The 21097-nt window shown below is 68.2% G+C and carries 20 protein-coding genes; 16 read left to right on the forward strand and 4 right to left on the reverse strand.

Annotated elements, in window-relative coordinates; genetic code table 11:
• Nucleotides 1-296: 296 nt before the first annotated feature.
• Complete coding sequence (locus tag ACWGE0_RS44375; RefSeq protein ID WP_452266884.1) at nt 297-2645, reverse strand: LuxR C-terminal-related transcriptional regulator; 2349 nt, start codon at nt 2643-2645, stop codon at nt 297-299.
• 2 nt (nt 2646-2647) lie between these two features.
• Nucleotides 2648-3859, reverse strand: coding sequence for an Hsp70 family protein (locus ACWGE0_RS44380; RefSeq protein ID WP_452266867.1), 1212 nt, complete (start codon nt 3857-3859; stop codon nt 2648-2650).
• 219 nt (nt 3860-4078) lie between these two features.
• Here ACWGE0_RS44380 and ACWGE0_RS44385 point away from each other — a divergent pair, with 219 nt between their 5' ends.
• The 4 genes from ACWGE0_RS44385 to ACWGE0_RS44400 all read left to right on the forward strand — a co-directional run bounded on the left by ACWGE0_RS44385 (nt 4079) and on the right by ACWGE0_RS44400 (nt 9645).
• Nucleotides 4079-4975, forward strand: coding sequence for an IniB N-terminal domain-containing protein (locus ACWGE0_RS44385; RefSeq protein WP_452266868.1), 897 nt, complete (start codon nt 4079-4081; stop codon nt 4973-4975).
• Nucleotides 4976-5160: 185 nt separating this feature from the next.
• Nucleotides 5161-6960 (forward strand): dynamin family protein, encoded by a 1800-nt coding sequence (locus tag ACWGE0_RS44390; protein ID WP_452266885.1) that lies wholly within the window; start codon nt 5161-5163, stop codon nt 6958-6960.
• Entirely contained in the window at nt 6957-8351 is a 1395-nt protein-coding gene (locus ACWGE0_RS44395) for a hypothetical protein (RefSeq protein ID WP_452266869.1), read from the forward strand. Before ACWGE0_RS44390 ends, ACWGE0_RS44395 begins: the two co-directional genes overlap by 4 nt.
• A 16-nt stretch (nt 8352-8367) precedes the next feature.
• Nucleotides 8368-9645 carry a PhzF family phenazine biosynthesis isomerase gene (locus ACWGE0_RS44400; protein ID WP_452266870.1) on the forward strand — a complete coding sequence of 426 codons (1278 nt, stop codon included), beginning with the start codon at nt 8368-8370 and terminating at the stop codon, nt 9643-9645.
• Here ACWGE0_RS44400 and ACWGE0_RS44405 read toward each other — a convergent pair.
• The gene (locus ACWGE0_RS44405) at nt 9635-10069 is read right to left on the reverse strand and encodes a nitroreductase family deazaflavin-dependent oxidoreductase (protein ID WP_452266871.1); all 435 of its coding nucleotides are present in this window, start codon (nt 10067-10069) and stop codon (nt 9635-9637) included. The genes ACWGE0_RS44400 and ACWGE0_RS44405 overlap by 11 nt on opposite strands.
• 182 nt (nt 10070-10251) lie before the next feature.
• Between ACWGE0_RS44405 and ACWGE0_RS44410 the strand changes: the two genes are divergently transcribed.
• Complete coding sequence (locus ACWGE0_RS44410; protein ID WP_452266872.1) at nt 10252-11202, forward strand: LysR family transcriptional regulator; 951 nt, start codon at nt 10252-10254, stop codon at nt 11200-11202.
• Here ACWGE0_RS44410 and ACWGE0_RS44415 read toward each other — a convergent pair.
• On the reverse strand, nt 11199-11957 hold the full coding sequence (locus ACWGE0_RS44415) for an SDR family oxidoreductase (protein WP_452266873.1): 759 nt from the start codon (nt 11955-11957) through the stop codon (nt 11199-11201). The genes ACWGE0_RS44410 and ACWGE0_RS44415 overlap by 4 nt on opposite strands.
• 75 nt (nt 11958-12032) lie before the next feature.
• Between ACWGE0_RS44415 and ACWGE0_RS44420 the strand changes: the two genes are divergently transcribed.
• The 11 genes from ACWGE0_RS44420 (at nt 12033) to ACWGE0_RS44470 (ending at nt 20991) form a co-directional block, all read left to right on the forward strand.
• A complete protein-coding gene (locus ACWGE0_RS44420; RefSeq protein ID WP_452266874.1) occupies nt 12033-12377 on the forward strand; it encodes a winged helix-turn-helix transcriptional regulator in 345 nt (114 codons plus the stop codon).
• Between the two features lie 268 nt (nt 12378-12645).
• A complete protein-coding gene (locus ACWGE0_RS44425) occupies nt 12646-13590 on the forward strand; it encodes a gamma-glutamylcyclotransferase family protein (RefSeq protein WP_452266875.1) in 945 nt (314 codons plus the stop codon).
• Between the two features lie 65 nt (nt 13591-13655).
• A complete protein-coding gene (locus tag ACWGE0_RS44430) occupies nt 13656-14240 on the forward strand; it encodes a DUF4232 domain-containing protein (RefSeq protein WP_452266876.1) in 585 nt (194 codons plus the stop codon).
• Entirely contained in the window at nt 14241-14717 is a 477-nt protein-coding gene (locus ACWGE0_RS44435) for an alpha/beta hydrolase (protein ID WP_452266877.1), read from the forward strand.
• Nucleotides 14718-14730: 13 nt separating this feature from the next.
• On the forward strand, nt 14731-15156 hold the full coding sequence (locus ACWGE0_RS44440; protein ID WP_452266878.1) for a hypothetical protein: 426 nt from the start codon (nt 14731-14733) through the stop codon (nt 15154-15156).
• A 240-nt stretch (nt 15157-15396) separates the two neighbouring features.
• Nucleotides 15397-15657, forward strand: coding sequence for a hypothetical protein (locus ACWGE0_RS44445; protein WP_030467713.1), 261 nt, complete (start codon nt 15397-15399; stop codon nt 15655-15657).
• Nucleotides 15657-15908: a hypothetical protein gene (locus ACWGE0_RS44450; protein WP_452266879.1), complete on the forward strand. Its 252-nt coding sequence runs from the start codon at nt 15657-15659 to the stop codon at nt 15906-15908. Before ACWGE0_RS44445 ends, ACWGE0_RS44450 begins: the two co-directional genes overlap by 1 nt.
• The gene (locus tag ACWGE0_RS44455; protein WP_452266880.1) at nt 15908-18727 is read left to right on the forward strand and encodes an FtsK/SpoIIIE domain-containing protein; all 2820 of its coding nucleotides are present in this window, start codon (nt 15908-15910) and stop codon (nt 18725-18727) included. Before ACWGE0_RS44450 ends, ACWGE0_RS44455 begins: the two co-directional genes overlap by 1 nt.
• Entirely contained in the window at nt 18724-19179 is a 456-nt protein-coding gene (locus tag ACWGE0_RS44460; protein WP_452266881.1) for a hypothetical protein, read from the forward strand. The genes ACWGE0_RS44455 and ACWGE0_RS44460 overlap by 4 nt, the downstream gene beginning before the upstream one ends.
• Before the next feature lie 267 nt (nt 19180-19446).
• A complete protein-coding gene (locus tag ACWGE0_RS44465) occupies nt 19447-19893 on the forward strand; it encodes a GNAT family N-acetyltransferase (RefSeq protein WP_452266882.1) in 447 nt (148 codons plus the stop codon).
• A gap of 84 nt (nt 19894-19977) precedes the next feature.
• Nucleotides 19978-20991 carry an NADP-dependent oxidoreductase gene (locus ACWGE0_RS44470; RefSeq protein ID WP_452266883.1) on the forward strand — a complete coding sequence of 338 codons (1014 nt, stop codon included), beginning with the start codon at nt 19978-19980 and terminating at the stop codon, nt 20989-20991.
• Nucleotides 20992-21097 lie beyond the last annotated feature (106 nt).

The raw sequence follows: 21097 nt of genomic DNA on the forward strand, positions 1-21097 counted from the left end.
TCTTGAAACAGCGCTCCGGGCGGGTCCCCGTCACGAGTCGTGCCTCAGCACTCGCTGCAACCAGGCAGGGGTGTCAAACGGACACGCTTTTCGTCCGTTTGACACCCCTGCCTGGTTGTGGCTCGCTCTGGTACGGCTTGTGACGGGGACCCGCCCGGACCGCACCACCCACGCAACGCAACTCCGCCCAACGCAACAGGCGTGCCATCAACCCACGCACGGCGGAGGACCCCCAGATCAGATTGGCGGGGGTCTGGGGGCGGAGCCCCCAGGAGTGAGCCCCAGGAGCGAACCCCTCACGCCCCCAAAATATGCCGCAACTGCCCCAACAAATCCGACCTGGAAGTCGACCCCAACCTCTGCCTCATCCGAGCCATGTGGTGCTCAACCGTCTTGGCCGAGATGAACAACCGATCCCCAACCTGCTTGTAAGTCATCCCCTCCACCACCAGCTGAGCAACCTCCCTCTCCCGGTCACTCAACTTCCCAGCATCCTCAACCACCCCAAGAACATCCCCGTCCCCAGCCGCGGCCCCGCCCCCAAACCCGGCCCCCACTCCCCTCCGAGCAGAAACCGCCCGCCCGGACAACAACCGAGCACAATCCAGCAACCGAACCATCGCCTGCCGATCCGAAGTACGAATCGCCGCCTGCCCGGCCAACCGCGACGCATCCCACCAAAGCCCAACCGCATGCAAACTCCGGGCCGCGACCTCAACCCGATCCGCATCCACCTTGCCGGCCACCACATCCAGCCAACACTCAGCAGCAGCGGAAACAATCGCGCAGTACCGAGACCTCTCCCGATTGACCGCCAACGCGGCCGCATGCTCCTCAGCAGCACCAGAGTTCTCATCAATGATCGCCGCATGCAACAAGTTCCACCGCAGCTGAGTAGTCCACAACGGCGGATTCCCCAGCCCCCGCAACAAAGCAGCCGCCTGCGCCAAGTGAGGCGCCAACCTCTCCTGATCCCTCAACCGAGCCGCAGCGGCCGCAAACTCCCCCAACGGCAACAAGCTGAACAGATCCACCGGATGCCGCAGCACGGCCTCACAGGCCTGCTCCCACGTCCTCCGCAACGTCGCGAGATCAGAGTTGCGCCGAGCAACCCCAACCTCCAGCGCCACCGCGAAGATCCAGTCCCGAGGCTCGAACGCCCCCCGAACCGACATCAACGTCTCGCGAGCAACCGCAAGGTTCCCGCGCAGCATCTGCAACCAGGCCTGCAACAACCGATGCCGCACCGACATCAGCACCCCGCCGGTCCCGGTCTCCACCGCCCGGTCCAGCACCGACTCGGCCACGTTCGGCTCACCGCAATGCACAGCCACCAGCGCAGCCAGCGCAGCCGGACTGTCCGGCAACAGCACAGCCCCACCAGCAGGCTCCAGCATCGACGACGCACGAACCAAAGTGGACAGTGCAGCGGTCTCAGCCCCGACAACTGACTGCCGAACCCCCTGCAACATCAACGATGCCGCCCCACCGAGCATGGTCGGCGGCTGCGGAGGCGTCTCCTCAAAAAGATGCCCGGTGCCGATCAACCCCACCCCGGCGAACGCAGCCGCGTAAGGCGTCGCAGCCCACCGAAACAACTCAGTACTCCGAGCCAACTGCCCGCGGTGAGCCAGCGCCACCGCCGCGACCTCGGCAGCCGTCCGCCGATGCGGCGTGTCCGAGGCCGAAATTACCTGGTCAGCAAGCCGCAGAGCCCCATCGAGGTCGCCGGCCATCGCCGAAGCGGTAGCCCACTGCGCGGCAATTTCAGCAGAAGGCGAACCACCACCGGCGGAAGCCTTGAACAACCGAGCAGCCAGCCCAGGATCAGACGACAACGCCTCCCGAGCAGCAGCGGCGAACACCGGCCCGCCGATCCCGGTGTCCAGCAACGGCCGCACCAACTCCAGAACCGGCCCCCCGCGGTCGAGCTGGAGCTGCGCCAACTTCTGCCGCACCGCAATCCGCCGCTCAGCACGGGTCAACGCCCCCACCGCGCGATGCGCCAGCGGGTACAAGGTGCCGTCCTCGGCCAGCAACCCGGTGGCCCGAGCAGCCTCGATGATGTCGCTGACCTCGTCGAAGTCCTTGTCCAGCAACGCCGACAGCAGATCCAGACGCTGAGCGGCACCGGCCTCCGCGGCCAGCAGGAACTTCTGCAGATCCGGGTCCAGCCAGTCGAGCTCAGCCCGGAACGCACTCAGCGCATCAGCAGAAATCTCGGACACAGCCCCAAGACGCTCCACCAGACCAGGCACACCACCGGTCTGAGCAAAGACGAAATCCACCACAGGCTTGGGCGCGTGCAGAAAGTCGCGAACCTGCTCACGCGAGAACGGCTCCAGCGGCACAACCACCGCGCTACGAGCCACTTCGGCCAGCACCGCGCGACGCGGCCACGGCCGGTAAGCCAGCACGAGCAAAGGCTCAGACACCAGCGCACGCAGGGAGGCGTCGTCCAGCAGGTGCGCGTCGTCGACCACGCGCACGGCGGAGTTCGTCACCTCCGAGAGCAACGCTGTCTTGCCGTAACCGCCAGGCGCCGCAACGACAACGCGCAGGCGGTCGCCCGGCGCAGCGTCGTTGATCCGGTCGAGGACATCTCGCACGGAGGAGTCCAGCACCAACCTGGCTCGCGTGGTCACGCTCAACGGCCGTCCTCATCGTCGAATCGGGAGTCGGATCGGGAACTGCGGCGTCCAGCCGGCTTCAGCGCGCTCGTCACGCGCTTCACCCGCCGCGGCGGCAGTTCCAGGGGTGAGACGTCCACCGGCGGGCGGGGCGGGGGCGCGGTGAACTCCTCGTCGTCGGGGCGGGCGATCTCGCCGACCGGGAACCGCAACGACGCTTCGCGGGTGTGCACCAGGACCGAGGTCTCGAGCGGTTCCGGCTCGATCTCGGGTCCCAGCAGGACGAGCCGGGCGGCGACAGCGAGCCCCTTCGCGACCGAGTGCTCGGGGGCGGCCTCGGCCAGCACCCGGCAGTCGACGGAGGCCGACAGCGCGTCACCGATCACGGACATCCGGCAGCCGCCGCCGACCAGCAGCACCGCGTCGGGCTGCACGGCGCCCAGCGCACGAACGAAAGTGCTGACCAGGTGGTCGACGGACGGCCGGATCTCCTCGATGAACTCATCGCGGCCGATCTCGACCCCGCTGATCACCACACCTGGACCGAACGACCGCTTCGCCACCTCGCACTCGGCGACCGACACGAACCCGTCCTTGCCGAGCCGGCCGCGCACCAGGCCCGCCAGCAGGTCGTCGAAGTCGGCGCCGGTGTGGTGGTCGACGCCCTCGACGTGGTTCACCAGGTCGAACGTCCGCGACTGCGATCGCCGGACGACCGACGCCGAGAACGCGTGGCTGCCCAGAGAGAACACCGCCAACGACGCGTCCGGCACCACACGGGAGCGCACGGCGTGGTTCTCCGCGGCGGCGAACGGCTCTGGGACGAGCGTCACCTCGTGCACGCCGACCGCCCGCAACGCTGCGTGAAGCTGTCCCCGGCGATAGGGGCCCCACCCGGCTGGGTGGCTCACGGCCACGTGACGGGGCTGTTCACCCTCTCGGGTGACCACCTCGTTGATCACCCACATGATCAGCAACGCGGTCAGTTCCTCGGCCGGGCACGTCTCCGGGCCCAGCGAGAACGGCACCGCGTCACCGACTCTGCGGGCGAAACCGGAGGCCGACCAACCCGCGGTGCCGATCTCGCCGACCGAAAACGTTCCAGCCTCTGTGAGCTGCAACGATGACGGCACGACCAGGGCGATCTCCGCGTCCCTGGCACCGTCGAGACGGCACACCGCAGCAGTCGTCCGGGTGGTCCCGACATCGACTCCGAGTACGTACGCCAAGTCTCTTCCTCACCTGTTCGCAGCAGCGACCAGTACCTACACGGGTGAACAAGAGACGCTCAAGCGGTGCCCCTAATCCCCTAGGGGGTCAACGAGCGTCACCCCATTGGGGAACGGGGATTGACTGGGAGTGATCCCCGATGCTGGGGTGGTCCCGCTCTCATAACTTTTGGCCACACCCCAATTGATACGTGGTTCAAACAGGAGAAGAGCTTTCAGATGATGCAGTCGCCCAGCACGCTCCACGACTTCGTGCTCAACCTGCTCAGCGACCCGTCCCTCAAGGCCGCGTTCGCCACCGATGCTCAGGGCACCCTGGAGCAGGCCGGGCTGGCCGACATCACTGCCGTTGACGTGCAGGAAGTCATTCCGCTGGTCATCGACCTCCTCCCGGAGACCCCCGCAGGCGTGCCGAGCCTCGAGGGCGTCTACCTGGACGGTGTCGCGGAGGACGTTCTTGCGGAGGGACCGCTCGGCGCCATCAGCCAGCTGCAGGCCGTCGCGTCTCAGCTGACCTCGTCGGGTCTGTCCCTCGACAACCTCACCACCTCGTCCGCCGGCCTGCTCGCCGTCGACGACGACTCGCTGACCGTGTGGGCCGGCACGAACACCGCCGACACCTACGGCGCCGGTGCGGTCAAGCTCGACGGTGACTTCTCCGCCGTCAACGACGTGACCTCGGTCCTCGACCAGACCGCGTCCCCGGTCACCGGTTCCGTCCTCGACGTGACCGACACCGCGACCGCGACCGTCGACTCCTCGCTGGGCGGCGTCACCTCCGCCGTTCCCGGTGCCGACGGCATCCTCGGCCACCTGGGCGGCGTGACCGGCCTGACCCACGACGCGCTGGGCGTGCTCGGCGGCGGCGACGCCAGCCTGAACGTGCTCAACGTGACCGGCCTGGACAGCATCTCCGACGGCAACATCGGCGTGAAGACCGACGACACCCTCGGCCAGGTCCACCACACCGCGTCCGGCGTGGTCGACACCGCCACCGGCCTCACGGGCTCCGTCACCGGCGTGGCCGGTGTCGGCAACGTGCTCGGCGGCGTCACCGACGTCACCCACGACCTGCCGGTCGCCGGCGACCTCGACCTGGGCGGCCTGCTCGGCTGACCATTTTCGAAATCGGACCGGCTCTGTCCCCCGGACAGGGCCGGTTCGGTGTCTCAGCAGGAAGAACCCGGCCCGGTGAGAAACGTCACCGCCCTCTCCGAACAGCCCGGTCTCGTCCGAATGGAACCGGTCTTGCGTTCGAGGCTTTCACCCAAGGGGGTGAACACGGCACTATGAGTCAGGTGATGGCACCGCCCTGGCTCGACGTGCTCGACGAGACGATCGGGGCCTGCGTCACGCACCGGCGGCCCGATCTGGAGGCCCGGCTGCGCGAAAAGCGGGCTCAGCAACTCGACCCCAAGTTGCGCGTTCTCGTCGTCGGCGAGTCCAAACAAGGCAAGAGCCAGCTCGTCAACGCGTTGCTCAACGCCCCCGTCTGCGCGGTGGGCGACGACATCACGACGACTGTGCCGACTTTCGTCCAGCACGCCGACACGCCGTCGGCCGCGCTGGTCCGCAACGCGTCCGCCCGCGGGTCGATCTTCCACACCCCGACCGAGCGCATCGCGGTCCCGATCGAGCAGGTGACAAAACAGGCCACCGCGCAGCACGTGGTGCGCGCCGAGATCGGCATCCCGCGCGCGTTGCTCGACAGCGGCCTGGTCCTGATCGACACCCCCGGCGTCGGCGACACCAGGTCCGCGCACACGGCCAGCACGTTCGCGACGCTGATGCAGGCCGACGCCGTGCTGCTGGTCTCCGACGCCACCGGCGAGCTCACCTCGGCCGAGATGACACTGCTCAAGAAGGTCATGGAGGCCTGCCCGAACGTCACCGTCGTCGTGACGAAGATCGACCTGGTGCCGGCCTGGCGCACCGTCGTGGAGCGCAACCGGGCCCTGCTCGCCCGCGCCGGCGTCCGGGCCAAGCTCATCCCCGTTTCGTCAGCGCTGAGGCTGCGCGCCGCGAAGACCGGCGACCAGCGCCTCAACACCGAGTCCGGCTTCCCCGAACTGCTGGCGTGCGTGCAACGCGACATCGTGGCGAGCGCTGATCTGCTGGCCCGCCGTGCCGTCGCCGTCGTTGCATCGAGCGCGCTCACCCAGCTCGTAACGCCGTTGCGCGAGGAACTGACGGCCCACGACTCGTCCCGCACGGTCGCCACGATCTCGACGCTGCAAGAAGCCCAACGGCGCGTCGACGAGCTACGACGACGGTCCGCGCGCTGGCAGAACGTGCTCAACGACGAGATGGCCGACCTGATCTCCGACGTCGAGTACGACCTGCGCGACCGGACCCGCAAGATCCTGCGCGAGGTCGACAAGACCTACGACGAGGCCGACCCCGCGATCGGCTGGGACAAGTTCGAGCAGTGGCTGGAGGACAACCTCAACGAGGCCGCCACCACGAACTTCGCCTGGCTGATGGAACGCGCGGAGTGGGTGGCCGCGAAGGTCGCGAAGAACTTCCCCGTGTACCGGGAGGATCTGATCCCCGGCTCGGTGCTGCCGGACGACCTGCTGGAGCCCGCGAGCAAGCTGGAGAAGCCGAAGATCGAGCCGTTCTCGATCCCGCAGAAGCTCTTCACCGGTCTGCGCGGCTCCTACGGCGGCGTGCTGATGTTCGGTCTGGTCACCTCGCTGGCCGGCATGCCGCTGATCAACGTGATCTCGCTCGGCGCCGGTGCGTTGTTCGGCGGCAAGTCGATCCTGGACGAGAGCGACCAACGGCTGAAGCGCCGCCAGGCCGCCGCGAAAGCCGCCGCGCAACGGCACGTGGACGACTTCTTCATGAAGTTCTCCAAGGACGTCCGCGACTCCGGCCGCCACATCCAGCGCTCGCTGCGCAACCACTTCAGCACGCTCGCCGAAGAGCTGCAGGAGACGTTGCTGGAGTCGGCCCGCAGCGCCAAGCGCGCGGTGCAGGACGACCAGACCGAACGCGAGCGCCGGATGCGCGAAGGCCGCAAGGAGCTGGACAGGCTCGTGACGCTGTACAAGAGGGTTCAGGCACTCGGGGGTCCCGCGATGGAGCTCTCCGCGTGACCTTGGACCGCGTCGTCTGGTCGATGCTGCAGGAAGCACTGGCCGTCTACCGCGACAGCCCCCGTGCCACGGCCTGGCTGCGCACGCACGTCGAGCGCTACACCGAACCTGTCCGGATCGCGGTCGCCGGTCGATCACGCATCGGCAAGTCCACGCTGGTCAGCGCCCTGATCGGGGACGAGTTCGCGCCGCTGGGCTCGTTCGTCTGGTACCGCGGCGGTACCGAACCGCGAGCGCACGTGTTCTCCGGACCCGGCCGCCCGCACGAGGTCACCATCGGCAGGCGGGGCAGCAGGCACCACGTCGAGATCGGCCAGTTCGACCGTGCCGACCGCGTCGTCGTCGAGTGGCCCGCACGGACGTTGCGGGACATCGTGCTGATCGACACCCCGGACGACGCCACGCCCGAACAGGTCCTGGGTGACGCGGACGCGTTGCTGTACCTGATGCGGCACGTGCAGGACGAAGACCTGAAGTTCTTGCAGGCGGCCAACGACCACCCGATTGCCCGGACCGCCGCGATCCACACCGTCGCGGTGCTCGCCCGTGCCGACGAGATCGGGGCCGGGCGGATCGACGCGCTGTCGTCCGCCAAGCAGATCGCCCGCCGCTACCGCCGTGACGTGGCCGTACAACCGTTGTGCCAGAACGTGGTCTCGGTCGCCGGGCTGCTGGCCGTGGCCGCGAAGACGTTGCGGGAGGACGAGTTCGCGGCGTTGCGAGTGCTCTCGTCGCTGGGCCGCGAGGAGCTCGAGGACCACCTGCTGTCGGCGGACCGGTTCGTCGGCGAGCAGTTCCCGGTGGCGATGGAACCCGCTGTGCGGCAAGCGTTGCTGGAGCGGTTCGGGATCTTCGGCGTCCGGCTGATCACCGCGCTGATCCGGCAGGGCTTCGACTCGCAGGTGAAGCTGACCGGCCAGCTCGTGCAGCGCAGCGGACTCGGCGAGCTGCGCGACTCGATCGCGGTCCACTTCGTCGAGCGCCGCGAGATCCTCAAGGCGCGGTCGGCGTTGCTGGCGCTGGACGTGCTGTTCCGGATGGAGCCGCGGCAGAACGCCCGCAAGCTGATGGCCGACCTCGAACGGGTCGTCGCCTCCGCGCACGACTTCCGCGAGCTGCGCCTCGTGGCCGCGCTGCAGTCCGGACGCACGAAGCTGCCCGCCGAACTGCAGGCAGAGGCACTGCGGCTGGTCGGCGCCGAGGGCACTGCTCCGTTGGCGCGCTTGGGTTTCGACTACGAGGCCGACCCGCGCGAGCAGCGGGAGGCGTTGCTCGACGCGCTGGTGCGGTGGCAGGCGCAGGCCGCCGACGTGCACGCACCGAACGAGCATCGCAAGGCCGCCCAGATCGTCGTCCGCACGTGCGAAGGGCTTCTCCCGCAGTTCTCCTGAGGCTTTGATGGTGCACATGGAACTCGTGCGGTGGAGCGACGAGCACTTCGAGCACATGCTGCGCTGGGCAACCGACCCGAGGATGACCACGTACGTCGGCGACGGGCAGCCCTGGACGCCGCAGTACGTGGAAGAACGCCACGAACAGGCGTTGCGGCACTGGGACGAGCACGGCTTCGGGCTGCACGCCGTCGTCGAGGACGGGGCGATCATCGGCATCGCGCAGCTGGTCACCCGCGGTCCCGGCGAGATCGAGATCGGCTACTGGGTCGACCCCGCCCACTGGGGCCGCGGCGTGGCCACCCGGATCGCGCGGCAGCTCAAGGAGCGGGCGCTGGCGATCGAGGACCGGATGATCGCCGGTCACGACGCGGCGAACATCGCGTCCGGACGGGTGCTCCAGAAGATCGGGATGATCCGCTACCGCAGCGTCCGGTGGTCCGGAAGACTTCAGCACGGCTATGTGTTGCACCGGGGTATGAGCGACACGGGGCTACTGCGCTACAGCGCGTTCACGAACGATCCGGCCGGTGGCAACCCGGCGGGGGTCGTGCTCGACGCGACGGGTCTGTCGGACGACGAGATGCTCGGCATCGCCGCCGAGGTGGGCTACTCCGAGACCGCGTTCGTGCTGCCGCGCCCCGGCACGCGCGAGTTCGACGTCCGGTACTTCAGCCCCAAGGCCGAGGTGCCGTTCTGCGGTCACGCCACCATCGCCACGTCGGTCGCGCTGGCCGAACGGATCGGCGACGGGCCGCTGACGTTCCACACGCCGGCCGGTGAGATCACCATCGAGACCGCCGACGGCACCGCGTCGTTGACGAGCGTGCCGACCAGCACCTCGCCGGCGGATCCCGAGCTGGTGCAGCAGGCTTTGAAGGCGCTGGGGTACGAGGAGATCGGCGACGGGCCGGTGCACGTCGGCTTCGGTGGAGCGCGCCACCTGCTGATCCCGCTGAAGGACCGCGAACAGCTCGCGAACCTCGACTACGACTTCGACGCGTTGCGCGACCTGATGCTGGCGCACGACCTCACGACCGTGCACCTGTTCTGGCGCGAATCTGCGGACCTGGTGCACGCCCGCGACCCGTTCCCCGTCGGTGGCGTGGTCGAGGACGCGGCGACGGGCGCCGCTGCCGCCGCGTTCGGTGGCTACCTGCGTGACCTCGAAGGGCCACAACGGTTCGTCATCAGTCAGGGCGAGGACATGGGCAGGCCGTCACGGCTGGAGGTCGACGCCACGCGTGAAGACCGCCGTGTCACCGTGACCGGTGCCGCGGTCGTCATCCCTTAACTGGCTCCAGCACGACAACGGGGATCTCGCGGTCGGTCTTCTTCTGGTACTCGGCGTAGTCCGGCCAGACCTCGTTCATCAGCTTCCACAGCCGGTCCCGCTCGTCGGGGCCGGCCGTGCGAGCGCGCGCCTGGAACTTGTCGGCCGCGACCTGCACGTTCACCACGGGGTCGTCGTCGAGGTTGAGGTACCAGGACGGGTGCTTCGGCTTGCCGCCCTGCGAGGCCACGACCACGTAGTTGCCGCCGCCGTCCGGCTGGTAGATGAGCGCGGTGCGCCGCAACTCACCGCTCTTGCGGCCCTTGGTGGTCAGCAGCAACGTGTGCACGCCCGGCCGCCACTCATGGCCTTCCGCGCCGTCGGTCTCGACGTACTTCTGGATGTGGTCGTTGACCCAGCTCGTGGGAGAGTCCTTCACCGCCATGGGTTCGACGCTACTGCCGCGGAGCGCAGGGTGCGCGACAGCAGCGTCGAACCGAGGGGTGCGCACCCTCCCGCGCCGGACCCTCGAGCGCTGCCGCAAGCGCTGGGCCGGATGATCGATCGAAGTCACTATGCCCCGATCGAAGGGTGGCGGCGCATTCAGAAGGGGGATACAAGGTCTTTATGCCCGAGCTGGAGCTCCGTCACCTTCGCGCGGTTCGCACCATCGCCGAGGAAGGCAGCGTCACCAGGGCCGCGACGCGGCTCGGACTCACCCAACCCGCTTTGTCCGCGCAGCTGCGCACGGTGGAGAGACTGGTCGGTGGCCAGCTGTTCGACCGAACGCGCAACGGTTGCGTCCCAACGGACCTGGGCCGCCGAGTGCTGGGCACGGCAAGACTCGTGCTCGACGAGATGGCCCAGCTGATGAGCACCACGAAGGAGACGGACCGGCGCGGGCCGTTGTTCTTCGGCTGCATCCCGATCCTGTACTTCGCCAACCTCGTGGACGGCCTGAAGTCGCTGAACGACGACGTGCGCGCCGAAGTGCGGCCGTCGTCGGCGGAGATCGTGGACATGCTGGAAGCCGGCCAGGTCCACGTGGCGCTGTTCGAGTTCTTCGACGGCATGCACGCGCGTGACCTGGCGGGCATCGAGCTGCGCAAGCTCGTGACCGAACCGGCGTTCGTCGCGCTGCCGGAGACCGATCCGCTGGCCGCACAGGACGAGATCGACCTCGCCCAGCTCTCCGACCGCGACTGGGTGACGCCGCCCAAGCAGCACATCGGCAGCCGCACGCAGATGTTCCAGGCCTGCGCGGACGCCGGGTTCGTGCCCCGGCTGACCCACCACACCGGCGAGGCGAGCATGGCCCGCGGCCTGGTGGCGGGCGGCTGCGTGTCGTTCGCCGCGGCACCGTCGCGCACCGGCGAGGGCATCGTGATCCGGCGGCTGCGCGGGATGCCGCTGATGACCGACATCTTCGTGGCCACCCGGCGGGACTCACCGGTGGCGGGGCGGGCGCACGAGGTGTTCGCGTGCGCCGCCGACGCCTACCGGTCGGTGCTGGACCGCAACCCGGAGTACCGCAAGTGGTGGGACGCGCACCCGGAGGCGCATCCCGAGTTCACCTAGATCGCGATCGGACGCGTGGGTCGGCCGATCAGCTTCTCCAGGTCCGGGCGCACCTCGGCGAGCACGCCGTTGCGGATGGCCACGAAGAAGTCGACCACGAACGGGGGCAGGCCCGCCGCGATCAGGTCGTCGTCGCTGACGTCGCGGAACTTGTCGCCGGCGATCTCGGGGAACGACCAGCTGGTCGAGCCGGTCAGCTCGTAGACGGCGTTCTCGTGGCCGTCCGTGGTGAGCGTGACGGCGGCGGCCAGCGCGTAGTCGTCGCGCGGGGCGCTCGCGACGCGGCCGTCCTTGGTGGAGGTCGCGACGACGTCCTGGGCGAGCGAGTCCAGGTAGTTCTCGTGGTACATGCCGTTGCGCAGGAACGTGAAGGTCAGGCCGGTGGCGCGGATCGCGTCCTCAGCGGCCTTGTGCACCTCCGCGACGCTCAACGTGGACGTGTCGGCGTCGGTGACGCTCGTGTAGAAGACGTGGCCGACGCCGTGCTCCTTCGCCTTGGCGATGGCGTTGGCGTGCTGCTGGATCCGGACGGCCGAGTCGTGCGCGCCCGAGGACACGATGAGCAGCTTGTCGACCCCGCGGAAGTCGAGGGTCTCGGGCTGGTCGAAGTCGCCCTGCCTGACTTCGACGCCTTCGAGCGTGACCTTCTTCGGGTCCCGTGCGGACACGATGACCTGCTCGTCCGTGCGGGCGAGGACGTAGCGGGCGACTGCGTTGCCGAGCTGGCCGGTTGCTCCGGTGATGAGGATCGTCATAGCCACGAAGCTATGGTTAGCGCTAACCTGTGGAAAGTACCTACTTTGAAGTTGGGTACTTACGTGGAGGTGAGCATGCAGGTCACGATGTGTCCGGAGCGGGCGATCATGGAGCACGTCACAAGCCGGTGGGGCGTGCTGGTGCTGCAGGCACTGTCCGACGGCAGCGCGTGGCGGTTCAGCGACCTGCGCCGCAAGCTGGAGATCGTCAGCGAGAAGATGCTCACCCAGACGCTGCGGACGCTGGAGCGCGACGGGTTCGTGCACCGCGAGGTGAAGCCGGTCATCCCGCCGCACGTCGAGTACACGCTGACGCCGCTCGGCAAGGGCGCCGCGAACCACCTCGTGGCGCTCGCGCACTGGATCGAGGCGAACCAGCCGGAGGTCGCCCAGGCACAGCAATGCTATGACGCCTCCTGAGCGCCGCCGGAGTGTCGACAGATAGACATCGGGTCAGTCACTCGAATGCCCAGTGAAAGATCTCACCCATACCCTAGAAATCGGGGTTATACATCGGATGGGTCACGATTAGGGGGCGCGATCTGGCCCCCAGGACTGGCACAATGGACCAATGGCCCAACCGTTCACCGACGAAAGCCATCCGGCAGAGCCTTATCCGGGTACTCGTCCAGACCACTGTTTCGTCCACGTCGACGAAACAGGCTGGCCAGTGCGACCGGACCTCAGCATGGAGTCGGGATGGCGAGTTGAGCCCGAGAACATCGACCTAGACCAATGGCTCGCGAACCACGGTGAACCCCCGCTGGCCGCCCGAATGCCGGTGCTCGGCTACGGCTCGAACGCCAATCCCAGCAAGGTCACCTGGCTCCGCGAAGAGCTCGGACTCGAAGGCCCCGCGGTCGTGCTGCGCGCACGCTGTGAGGGCTTTTCTGCTGTCTGGGCCGCCGGCATGCGCGCCCGCGACGGCCAGCGCCCCGCGACCCTGGCGGCCGAACCCGGCCACGTCGAGGAGCACTCCGTCTGGTTCGCCACGCCCGAACAACTACGCGTGCTCGACCGGTGTGAGGGCCGCGGACTTCGCTACCGCCTCGTACGCCTGCACACGGGCCGTGTGGTGCTCTACAACGGCGGCGTCATCGACAGCGTGCTGGCCTACACCGCAGGCTCCAAGAAGCGGATGCCCGTGCTGTTCAACGGCCGTATGGTCCGTTGCGAGGACGTCTCGCAGCGACGCGCCCTCACGCTCGGCGAGAGGGCCGCCATGACGGACGGACTGGACGTGACCGAGATCGTCGGCGACCCGTCCGCCGACGACTGGCCGGAGCTGTTGTTCGTCTACGGCACGCTCCAGCCCGGCGCAAGCGCTTGGCAGCTGATGGAACCGCACGTCGTGGAGTCCGAGGAGACCCACCTGCCCGGCACGCTGTTCGACACGGGCCAGGGCTACCCCGCACTGCGTCCCGGCGCAGGCCTCGGCGTGCCCGGCTTCGTGCTGCGGCTGAAGTCGCCGGAGCAGTCGCTGCCACTGCTCGACGAGTACGAGGGCGAGGACTACCGCCGGGTGCGCGTCGTGCTGCCGGACGGCCGGATCGCCTGGACGTACATCTGGACCGCGGCCGTGAAGGGCATGTCCGAGCTGCCCGACGGTTGGGACGTCCACCAGATCCGGTGAATTTCCGGCACGTTGTGTGGGCGAGTTGATATTTGGGCACATCCTCACTGGTAGGAGGTGCACCCATGACTCGACGGTTGATCGCTTGCGGACTGCTGGTGCTTGCTGGCGTGGCGGCCTGCGGCGACAGAACCTCGGACAACGGCAGCCCAACGCTGCCGACCGCTCCGTCGACCCCGTCGTCGACCCCCACTTCCGCGCCCGCCGGCAACTCGGGGGCGGCCGTGCCTGCCGTGAAGCGCTGCGACTCGTCCGTGCTGAAGGGTCAGGTCGACCCGACCGACGCCGGCGCGGGCAACCGGTACGGCAAGTTCGTCGTCACGAACTCCGGCACCATGCCGTGCACGTTGAACGGCTACAGCGGTTTCCAGCTGGAGAACGCTTCCGGTGCGGTGCCGACCAAACTGGAGCGCAAAGCCGATCCCGCTCCCGCTGCCATGACGCTCGCGCCGGGTGGCAAGGCGTCGGCGAACCTGCACTGGGGCGTCGTGCCCGCGGGCAGTGAACCCGTCGAGGGCCCGTGTCAGCCGGAACCGTCGAAGGCCGCGGCCATCCCGCCGGACGAGACGGTGCCGCTGACCGTGCCGTGGACGCTCGGACCTGTGTGTTCCGGTGGCCGGATCGAGATCAGCGCCTTCTACGCTTCGTAGATGCACGCACCTGGATGGCTCGCCGTGCTGCCGCACGGCGAGCGCATCGCCGTCTCGCTGCGCACCGCCGCCGTTCCGGTCGTGGTGACGGAGAACATCGAAGCAGCGGTGAAGGACGCGGAACTGCCGGTCGTCCTGATTGGACACTTCACCGGCGCGCCCGCCGCGGTCCGTTATGCGCAAACGCATTCGGGGCTCGCCGCGCTGGTCCTGGTGTCGCCGGTGCTCGGCATCTGGGACGGCGCGTCCGACGAGCTGGCCGACCTCATGGACGAGGTCAACTTCGGACCGGAGCTCGGCACGTTGCCGACGTTGTGGCTGCACGGGTCGGACGACGAGATCGTGCCCATTTCGGACACGCGGGCGGGCACCGACCGGATTCGCGGGTCCGCGTTCGAGGAGCACATCGCGGACGGGCTGCTGACCGACGCAGATGCCGTCACTCGGGTGCTGGAGTTCGTGCGCCGGGTCGTCTGACACCATTTCGGTTGTGGATGACCTCGTGCTGCTCATCACCGTCGTGGTCGAGGCGGCGGACGAGCACCAGGCGCGTGCCGCGTGCGATGCGCTCACCAGCGGCCCCGGTGCGCAGGTCCTGGACGCCCGTGACTGCTCCGACGAGGAGCCCGGCTGCTGGGCCGTCGTCATCACGGTGCCGAGCCCGGAGAAGGCCACTCACAACGTCGCAGCGGCCCTCGCACGGGCGGTGCGCACGTTCGTCCGCGGGCTGGGCGACGGGATCCTGGTGCCGCGCGTGGCGTGCGAACCCCCTACCGCGTGGACCGTGCTCGACGAGCCCGACGTCATCTGCGCACTGGTTCCGGGCGCGGAGCGCGTTCTGGTGGAGGCGTGGGCCGGAGATGACCCGTTCGGTGCAGGCACTTTGCGTGACAACTCACCCGTGAGGCCGTCTTGATTCACCCGGCCGGTCGGTAGGTCTGCACAACAGGCTGTAGGGGACTTTGTGAGTGTCACTACACGCTGAGTCAAGGGGCCAGCGCCGCGCCTAACTGATCATTAAAGCAAGGCCCGTTCGAGTGGATTCAGGCATCCACCCGGTTAGCCGATCTTCGCTCTCAACTGTGAAAATCACGCCACAATCTCTACTGAGGGTGGTTGTACGACCACCCTGTTCCGGGAGGGTTCGGGAGCCGACATGGCCAGCATCGAAGAGGTCCGTGCCGCAATTGCCCAGGCGATCGACAAGGCGAGCCAAAGCCAGTCGGCCCTCCAACAGGCGGCTGAGCTCGCCGAGGACGCGCAGCAACTGCTGACATCTGTCACGCAGGGCTCTGTGCAGGCGGACGTCGAGACGACGAACGCCCAGTTCGCCCAGGTCGTGTCCGGCGTGAGCGAACTGCAGAACTACCTCGGGGCGGGCATTTCCGGCGCCGAGGGCATCAACAGCAGGCTTTGATGGCATCCATCGCCGAGGTTCGTGCCGCGCTCGAGCAGGCGAGCGAGATCCTGCGCGAGTCGTACCGCAGTGTGCGATCCGCGCAGGACGGCCTCGACGAGGCCGTGGCGATCCTCGCCGAGTCGAGTGAGAACCACCACGAGTCGCTGCTTCCACCGGAGTTCGTGCGTGCGAAGGAAAGATTCCCTGATCAGCTGGAGCTGATGGTGGGAACCCTAGAGCGCATCCAACGACTCACCGTGGAGATGTGATGAGCAGGCGGGACGACCGGCGGCGAAGGGTCGAGGACGCCTTCGCGGACTTCCAGCGCGCCGTCTCGGCCGCGCTGGGAGCCGTGGCGCGCGAACACCGGGCGCTCGCCATCGAGCACGCCAAGGACATGTTCGAGTTCACCGTGCGCGGCATGGGCGTCGACAAGGCGCTCCAGGACGTGGCGCTGAAGAACGCGACACCGTTCCTGACGGTCGACGAGAAGCGCCTGCGCAATCCCCGTCAGGCGCCGCTCTCGATGGCCGAGTTCACCGAGCGGCTCGCCCAGATCAAGCACGACTGGCAGCAGTCGTACCACGAGTGGACGACCTCGGGCCCGGACCAGCTCACCGCTTTGGTGAACTCGGTCGCCGCCGGCCCTGCGTCGTGGCCGCACGAGTCGTGGCTCGGCACACCGGGCACGCACGACGGCAGTTCTGGCGTGCCGGAGCTGTGGCGGATCGGCACCGGCGTGGTGACGTCCGCACCGGAGGCCGCGCCGTTCCCCGTCGCCGTGCCGCTGCTGGACCAGGCACACCTGCACATCTCGTCCACTTCGGACGGTCGCCAGCACGCGGACACGCTGGTGGAGAACCTGTTGCTGCGGGTGCTCTCGCACTTCCAGCCGGGCCTCGTGCACGTGCACGTGTGGGACGTCGGGCAGCTGACCGGATCGTTGCCGGGGCTCTACCCGTTGACGCGCGCCGGTTTGCTGACCGTGCACGACCCAGCGCGGTTGCACGAGCTGCTCGACGAGCTGTCCGAGCACATCCGCCAGGTGCACACCAAGGTCCTGGTCGACGGGCACCTGACCGTGCGCGCGGTCAGCGGGGAGGGCCGGCGCACCGAGCCGTGGCGGATCGCCGTGCTGTTCGGCAACCGCAAGGCGTTGAAGGAAGAACACCAGCAGCAGCTGCAACGCGTGGCGCGCAACGGTTTGGCGTGCGGCGTGCAGCTGTTCATCGTGGACATCCCGATCACGATCAACTCGCCGGTGGAGACCGTCGCGTTCCGCGGTGACGGCACCGCGTCGTGCACGATGACCGGCAAGCACGTGACGGTGACGCTGGATCCCCCTCTTCCGCGCACGCTCGTGCCGCGCGCCTGTGCCGCCATCGCGGAGAAGCGCGAGGAGCGGCGTTCGCGCATGAGCACGTTCGGCGATCTCCTGCCCGAACACATGTGGACGGAGACGTCGGCGGCCGGAGTCGTTGCGCCCGTGGGGTTCGACGACGGTGAGCCGGTCTGCGTGCAACTCGGCGACACCTCGCCGCACGCGTTGATCGGCGGGCCTTCGGGTTCGGGCAAGACTAACTTCCTGTACGCGATGCTCGGTTCGTTGTGCGCGCGGTACTCGCCGTCCGAACTGGAGCTGTACCTGCTGGACTTCAAGGAAGGCGTGTCGTTCGCGCAGTTCGCGCCGGGCCGCAAGGACCCGTCGTGGCTGCCGCACGCGCGCCTGGTCGGCGTGAACGTCAACACCGACCGCGAGTTCGGCGTGGCGCTGCTGCGGTTCCTGTCCGACGAGATGCGCCGGCGGGCGGACGCGGCCAAGCAGCACGAGGTCACCAAGCTCGAGCATCTGCGCGCCGAGGATCCCTCCGGCAGGTGGCCGCGGATCGTCGCGGTGATCGACGAGTTCCAGTACCTGTTCGGCGAACGCGACCAGGTCACGGCCGCCGCCACGCAACTGCTGGAGGACGTCGCCCGGCGCGGTCGTTCGCAGGGCATCCACCTCGTGCTGTCGTCGCAGGACGTCTCGGGCATCGAGGGGTTCTGGGGCAAGTCGGCGATCTTCGAGCAGTTCACCGTCCGGATCGCGCTGCCCAAGGCGCGCCGGGTGCTGGCAGAGCCCGCGAACGACGCCGCGGTGGAGCTGCCGCGCTGGCACGCGGTGATCAACCACGAGTCGGGTGTGAAGCCGGGCAACGAGATCTGCCGCATCCCGGACTCGACGTCCAAGGACACCATGGACTTCCTGCAGCGCACGCTGTGGAAGCGCGACCCCGGCAGGGCACCCGGCCTGTTCGACGGCAGCAAGGTCCCGTTCCTGGACGCCCTGCCGGACTTCCTCGACCTGCGGCCGGGCGACGCATCGCCTACCGTGCTTCTTGGACAGGTCATCGACGTCGCGGGCAGCGCGGCGCGTGTGCGTTTCGCCCGGACCCCGGGCCGCAACATCGCGGTGATCGGCTCCGTGGTCCAGGACGCGGCCGCGGTGCTCGGCGGAGCGGCCGCGTCGCTGGGCAGGCAGCACGAGCCGCACGAGGCGGCGTTCACGCTCGCCTGCCTGGTCGACGAGGCGATGCCCGCGGCGTTGCATCTGGCAAAACGCCTGAGCGCCGACGGTCATGATGCTTCGGTGATCGGCATCGACGGCATCCGCGAGCTGCTGGACCGCACCGCGGCCCGCCTGCAGTCGCTGAACACGGGCACTGCCGACGCCCCGCCGTCACCGCACTACCTGGTCCTGTACGGCGTGGACGCCGCACAGACGTTGCTGGAGCAGAAGGATCCGACAACGCGGACGTCCGGCGTGGACAGTCTGCGGACGGTCCTGAAGCACGGCCCGGAGAACCGCACGCACGTGCTGGGCTGGTGGCGCGGCGTGCAGAGGCTGAAGGCGAGCCTCCCACCCGGCGTCTACGACGACATCGGCGCCTGGGTGGCGTTCGACGTCCAGGGCAAGGAACTGCTCTCGCTCGGACCCGAGCAGGTGATGGCGTGGTCACCAAGGCCCCGCCGCGGCCTGTTCTTCGACAGGTTCGAGCACTCGCGACCGCAAGTGATCATCCCGTTCGACACTGGAGAAGCTCCATGAACCCGATGATGACGACGATGTTCGAGCCGGTGCCCGCGCAGCGCCAGAGCGAGGAGGTGATCGAGGTGCCCGCCCCGACTGAGAACCTTTCAGCGGTCGAGCGCTACAAGGAGATCATCGCCATCGCCACGGACGCCGCGGCCCGCCAGCGCAAGCTGGACGAGGTGCGGTGCACCGAGCTCGCCGAGCGGATCGCGTCGACCCAGCAGCGGATCGCCGAAGTGCGAGACCGCGAACGGGTCGTGCGGATGGGCGCCGCGCTGCACTGGGAACAGGCCGTCGAGCAGCTGTGGAACGAACGCTGGCTGCAAATGGTCACCTTCCCGGCCCCGGACGAGTCCGTCCCACCCCGCCCCCAGGGCGAGTACAACCACGCGATGGACCTGGCGTACCAAGCGCTGGAGGACTCGCTGGCCAAGCGAACCCTGTTGCGCCGCAAGCAGAAGGACTGAGTGCGCCGGTTACGCACCACGGCCGACGTGCAGGACGCCTGCTCCGACCCTCTGGTCAGGTGGGCGTCCCAGGCGTTGTCGGCCGACGGTGCCGCATGGGAACACCGAGGCGCCGTAGCCGTCTACGCGCCAGAGCTGACCAGGCGCCGCCGCCTGGTCCTCTCCGGCCCAGCAGAAGGCGTGGCCTCACTGTTAGCCGCACACGGCCGTGGCGTCTCCTTACGCCCGCTGCTAGAACGGCCGCTAGCCGCCGAGGTCTCCTCACTAATGCCCACACCGTGGGTCGAGGACAAGCCGTTCGGGTGGATGGACAGATCGGGTTCGTTAGACCTGCCCGACGACGTGTCATGGCTGTCCTGCCTGGACGACGTACCGCCGTTACTGCGCACGGCCAACCCCAACTCATGGGCCTGGCCAGGCGAAACAGGCGTGCGCCGCTGGGCAGGCGTCCGCATGGACAACGAACTGGTGGCAACGGCTGCCGAGGCGTGGTCGTCCGTCGACGTAGGTTTCATGATGGGCGTGGCAGTACACCCCTCACACGCAGGCCAAGGCTTAGGCCAACGCGTGTGCCAGTTCGTAACGTCGTCCCTGTTGTCCCTCTACGGCACATGCGCCCTCTTCGTGGAGAACTACAACGCGCCAGCCATCGCCCTGTACCGCAAACTCGGCTTCGCCTACCGAGACGTCGTCACCCTTCTCCCTGCGGTCTAGCTCACATTCCGGAACAGTCTCCCCAGACAGGCTGTTGAACCGGATAACTGATCCGCAACAACTTTGGATGGAGATGGTTCGACCATGACCAGCACCGCCCTCGAGGTCCGGCTCGCGTCCCGCCCCACCGGCTGGCCGACCGAGGACAACTTCGAGATCGTCGAGGTCGAAGTCCCCACGCCAGGCGAAGGCCAAATCCTGGTGCGCAACGTGGTCATGAGCGTCGACCCGTACATGCGCGGCCGCATGAACGACGTGAAGTCCTACGTCCCGCCCTTCCAGGTGGGCCAGCCCCTCGACGGCGGCGCCGTCGGCGAAATCGTGGCCGTGGGTGCAGGTGTCGACACCCTCGCCGTCGGCGACAACGTCCTCCACGGCCTGGGCTGGCGCGAATACGCCCTAGTCCCCGCCGCCCACTCGGTGAAGGTCGACCCCAACGTCGCCCCCCTCTCCGCCTACCTCGGCGTCCTCGGCATGCCCGGCCTCACCGCCTACGCAGGCCTCCTGGCCACCGCCGAATTCAAGGAAGGCGACACCGTCTTCGTCTCCGGCGCAGCAGGCGCCGTGGGCCAGCTGGTAGGCCAAATCGCCCGCCTCAAGGGCGCCTCCCGCGTAATCGGCTCCGCAGGCTCAGCCGACAAGGTCAAGTACCTGACCGAAGAACTCGGCTTCGACGCCGCCTTCAACTACAAGGAAGGCCCGGTAGCCGAACAGCTCGCCGCAGCCGCCCCCAACGGCATCGACGTCTACTTCGACAACGTCGGCGGCGAGCACCTCGAGGCAGCCATCGAGTCCCTGAACATCAACGGCCGAATCACCATGTGCGGCGCCATCTCCCAGTACAACGCCGACAAGAAGCCCACCGGCCCCAGCAACATGATTCAGATCCTCGCCAAGCGCCTGACCCTGCGCGGCATGCTCGTAGGCGACCACAAGGCCCTGCAGCAGCAGTTCATCACCGAAATGGCCGCCTGGATCGCCTCCGGCGACCTCAAGTACAGCGAAACCGTGATCGAAGGCGGCGCCCGCCAGGCCCCAGCAGCCTTCCTGGGCATGCTGCGCGGAGAGAACACCGGCAAGATGCTCGTGCAGTTCTAACGCGAAGCCGCAGGCGAGCCGACCCGATGGCGAAGCCGAGGCGTCCTTAAGTCTTGAAACAGCGCTCCGGGCGGGTCCCCGTCACGAGTCGTGCCTCAGCACTCGC

This window comes from Lentzea sp. NPDC054927, assembly GCF_053610285.1.

What these genes read in the sequence shown, in the direction of transcription:
- ACWGE0_RS44420 (WP_452266874.1), top strand. Translation starts at nt 12,033, where the DNA reads ATGCAGGTCACGATGTGTCCGGAGCGGGCGATCATGGAGCACGTCACA.
- ACWGE0_RS44465 (WP_452266882.1), top strand. Translation starts at nt 19,447, where the DNA reads ATGCCCACACCGTGGGTCGAGGACAAGCCGTTCGGGTGGATGGACAGA.
- ACWGE0_RS44435 (WP_452266877.1), top strand. Translation starts at nt 14,241, where the DNA reads ATGCACGCACCTGGATGGCTCGCCGTGCTGCCGCACGGCGAGCGCATC.
- ACWGE0_RS44385 (WP_452266868.1), top strand. Translation starts at nt 4,079, where the DNA reads ATGATGCAGTCGCCCAGCACGCTCCACGACTTCGTGCTCAACCTGCTC.
- ACWGE0_RS44460 (WP_452266881.1), top strand. Translation starts at nt 18,724, where the DNA reads ATGAACCCGATGATGACGACGATGTTCGAGCCGGTGCCCGCGCAGCGC.
- ACWGE0_RS44450 (WP_452266879.1), top strand. Translation starts at nt 15,657, where the DNA reads ATGGCATCCATCGCCGAGGTTCGTGCCGCGCTCGAGCAGGCGAGCGAG.
- ACWGE0_RS44470 (WP_452266883.1), top strand. Translation starts at nt 19,978, where the DNA reads ATGACCAGCACCGCCCTCGAGGTCCGGCTCGCGTCCCGCCCCACCGGC.
- ACWGE0_RS44415 (WP_452266873.1), bottom strand. Translation starts at nt 11,957, where the DNA reads ATGACGATCCTCATCACCGGAGCAACCGGCCAGCTCGGCAACGCAGTC.
- ACWGE0_RS44405 (WP_452266871.1), bottom strand. Translation starts at nt 10,069, where the DNA reads ATGGCGGTGAAGGACTCTCCCACGAGCTGGGTCAACGACCACATCCAG.
- ACWGE0_RS44410 (WP_452266872.1), top strand. Translation starts at nt 10,252, where the DNA reads ATGCCCGAGCTGGAGCTCCGTCACCTTCGCGCGGTTCGCACCATCGCC.
- ACWGE0_RS44425 (WP_452266875.1), top strand. Translation starts at nt 12,646, where the DNA reads ATGGAGTCGGGATGGCGAGTTGAGCCCGAGAACATCGACCTAGACCAA.
- ACWGE0_RS44430 (WP_452266876.1), top strand. Translation starts at nt 13,656, where the DNA reads ATGACTCGACGGTTGATCGCTTGCGGACTGCTGGTGCTTGCTGGCGTG.
- ACWGE0_RS44390 (WP_452266885.1), top strand. Translation starts at nt 5,161, where the DNA reads ATGGCACCGCCCTGGCTCGACGTGCTCGACGAGACGATCGGGGCCTGC.
- ACWGE0_RS44400 (WP_452266870.1), top strand. Translation starts at nt 8,368, where the DNA reads ATGGAACTCGTGCGGTGGAGCGACGAGCACTTCGAGCACATGCTGCGC.
- ACWGE0_RS44455 (WP_452266880.1), top strand. Translation starts at nt 15,908, where the DNA reads ATGAGCAGGCGGGACGACCGGCGGCGAAGGGTCGAGGACGCCTTCGCG.
- ACWGE0_RS44445 (WP_030467713.1), top strand. Translation starts at nt 15,397, where the DNA reads ATGGCCAGCATCGAAGAGGTCCGTGCCGCAATTGCCCAGGCGATCGAC.